Origin of the sequence: Burkholderia sp. LMG 13014, from assembly GCF_905232215.1 — a bacterium.
GTDB lineage: Bacteria > Pseudomonadota > Gammaproteobacteria > Burkholderiales > Burkholderiaceae > Burkholderia.
The window spans coordinates 1-2,414 of the sequence record NZ_CAJNKE010000765.1 but is presented as its reverse complement, the minus strand read 5'-3'; the positions used below and the strand labels follow the sequence as shown (position 1 = coordinate 2,414).

Here is a 2,414-nt window from a genome sequence, read left to right as displayed (position 1 = left end):
CGAAAGCACGCGCCGCGTGTTCGTGCGCATCGATCCGGGCCAGCCGGAAAGCCGCCTCGTGCTGCGGCTGTGGCGTTATCCGTACGTGTTGCAGGACGCGCTCGGCATGCGGCCGCTGTGGTACGGCGCGATGTATCGCGAGACGCTGCACCGGCCGGCGCGGCTGATGACGATCGTGCACACGACGACGATCGACGATGCGGCGACGATTGCGAAAGCGCTGGCGGTCGAGTCGACGATCGAGCATCCGCCGGCGGGGATGACGGCCGCGCCGAAGGAGATGCTGCTGGTTTGGATGGTTCGGCCGTGAGCGGGCAGTGCGCCGCTTACGCGTGCGCCGGCTGCGCGGGGACGACGGACAGGCGCAGGCCGACGGTCTTGAGTACCGCGAGCAGGGTTTTCAGCGTCGGGTTGCCGTTGGGGGACAGCGTGCGATACAGCGATTCGCGGCTGATGCCGGCTTCGGCCGCGACGGCGCCGAGCCCGCCGTACGCTTCCGCGACCGTGCGCAGCGCGAGCAGGCCGGCCGCGCGGTTGTCGGGATCGTCGAGCGACTCCATCGCGACGCGCAGATAGGCGACGGCGAGTTCGCGGTCGGCGCCGAGTTCGGCGACTTCCGCGTCGTGGTGCGATACCGCAGCTTTGAGCTTGGTCATGTTTGCCTCCGTTTCCAGTTCGACCAGTGTTCCTTGGCGCGCCTGATGTCGTCGGGTTGACTGCCTTTGTCGCCACCGGACAGCAACAGCACCAGTGCGCTGCCGTACCGCCCGAAATACACGCGATAGCCGGCGCCGACGTGGACGCGCAGTTCGATCACGCCTTCGCCGACGGGCTCGCAATCGCCGAAGTTGCCTGTCTGCACGCGGCGCAGGCGTTCGCGAATCCGTGCCTGCGCAGGCTTGTCGCGCACGGCGTTCAACCATTCGGTGAAGGGCTCGCGACCGTCGTCGCGCTGGTAGCGAAGAAGTTCGAACTTGGATAGCATTGTAACTTATAAGCTACAAATAGGTGAAGGGTAAATGAGGTGGCTGTGTGAGCGGCCGGGTGGTGCGCGTATTGCCGAGTCGGGGCGACACACAACGCCGCATGCGCTGCAGTTGCAACGCATGCGGTGCTTTCAAGGGGCGGGATTTCAGGCCGCGAAGCCGGCTTCCCGGACGAAGATCATTCTTTCATCCGGTGCGTAGGCTGACGATTCGGCTGAATGGCCAAAGTCCACGGCCCGATGAAGGGCGCGTGCGGTGGGTGGGGTGTCTGGGGGAGCGGCGTAAAAGGCAGACCTGTCGGCGCCGGCGCGTCGCGCGCCTGGCGAACCAACAGGCCGTCCCGCATTACTGCTTCGCCGGCGCGGCCGTTGCGACCTTGTCGAGCGCGGCCGGGATGTACGTGTCGAGTTGCGCCGTGACCGATTCGTAGAAATCGATCGGCTTGCCCCACGCGTCGGGCACGTCGACGTGCTTCCCGGACGCATACTCGGCAAGCGTGAACACCTTGCCGGCGGCCGACGGATAGAGCGCGAGCACTTTCTCCTTGTGCTTGTCGGTCATCGTCAGGATCACGTCGGAATGCTTGATGTCGTTCGCGTTCAACTGCACCGAACGGTGCGCGGACGTATCGATGCCGCGGCGCTTCATCAGGATCACGCCGTTTTCCTCGGGCTTTTCGTCATACGGATCTTCGTCGACCGCGCGTGAAATCACCGCGATGTGCGCGTGGCGCTGCGCGATCAACTGGCCGGCGATCGCTTCGGCCATCACGCTGCGCCCGGTGTTGCCCGTATCGACGAACGCCACCTTCTTCGGCTCGTCGGCGAATGCCGAAGTCGCGCACTGGATGCCGACGCAACAGAGCAGTGCCAGCGTATTGAGGGTGTGCCTTCTTTTCATGATGTCTCCGCGAGGATGGGGGAGCCCCGGCGGCGCGCCAGGGCTTGCGGGAGATCATGACGGCCGCATGCGACGGAAAAAAATAAACGGCCGGTTTTCGCAAGACGGCGTCGCTTCGTGGCAAGCGAGCCCGGTGGCGACGCATGCGCCGTGCGCCCGATCGGGGAAGCCGCAAATCACGGCCCCGATCGCGGCGTATTACTGCTTCATCGTCACGCCGTGACCGCCACCCGCTCCGCCGCAAACCCCGCCAGCGTCCGCAACGCATCCCGCGCCGACCGCAGGTAAAACGCCTGCAGATGAAACACGTGCCAGCGCGCCGCATGAACCTCCAGCCGGCACGGCACGCCACAGGCCTGCGCATGACGGGCCAGCCGCTGCGCATCCGACAGCAGCACCTCCTGGTCGCCGGCCTGGACGAGCATCGGCGGCAATCCGCGCAGGTCGGTGTCGAGCGGGCCGCGGGCCGCCACCGACCCGGCGCCGTGATACCAGCGCAGCCCTTGCTCGAGCCAACCGCGACGGATC

4 protein-coding genes and 1 pseudogene are annotated in these 2,414 nt (G+C 66.2%); 1 reads left to right on the top strand and 4 read right to left on the bottom strand.

Features of this window, described 5'->3' with window-relative positions:
• A pseudogene (locus JYJ84_RS34290) lies at window positions 1–310 on the top strand (cytochrome O ubiquinol oxidase); the annotation flags it as partial.
• Between the two features lie 16 nt (window positions 311–326).
• On the opposite strand, the gene JYJ84_RS34285 reads toward JYJ84_RS34290, so the two are convergent.
• The 4 genes from JYJ84_RS34285 to JYJ84_RS34270 all read right to left on the bottom strand — a co-directional run.
• On the bottom strand, window positions 327–656 hold the full coding sequence (locus tag JYJ84_RS34285) for a DNA-binding protein (RefSeq protein WP_122948946.1): 330 nt from the start codon (window positions 654–656) through the stop codon (window positions 327–329).
• Window positions 653–985: a type II toxin-antitoxin system RelE/ParE family toxin gene (locus JYJ84_RS34280; protein ID WP_122948947.1), complete on the bottom strand. Its 333-nt coding sequence runs from the start codon at window positions 983–985 to the stop codon at window positions 653–655. Before JYJ84_RS34280 ends, JYJ84_RS34285 begins: the two co-directional genes overlap by 4 nt.
• Window positions 986–1,331: 346 nt before the next feature.
• A complete protein-coding gene (locus JYJ84_RS34275; protein WP_043178289.1) occupies window positions 1,332–1,886 on the bottom strand; it encodes a protein-tyrosine-phosphatase in 555 nt (184 codons plus the stop codon).
• A 212-nt stretch (window positions 1,887–2,098) separates the two neighbouring features.
• Window positions 2,099–2,414 (bottom strand): alpha/beta hydrolase (locus JYJ84_RS34270; RefSeq protein WP_205190102.1); only part of this gene is annotated, 316 nt, incomplete at its 5' end.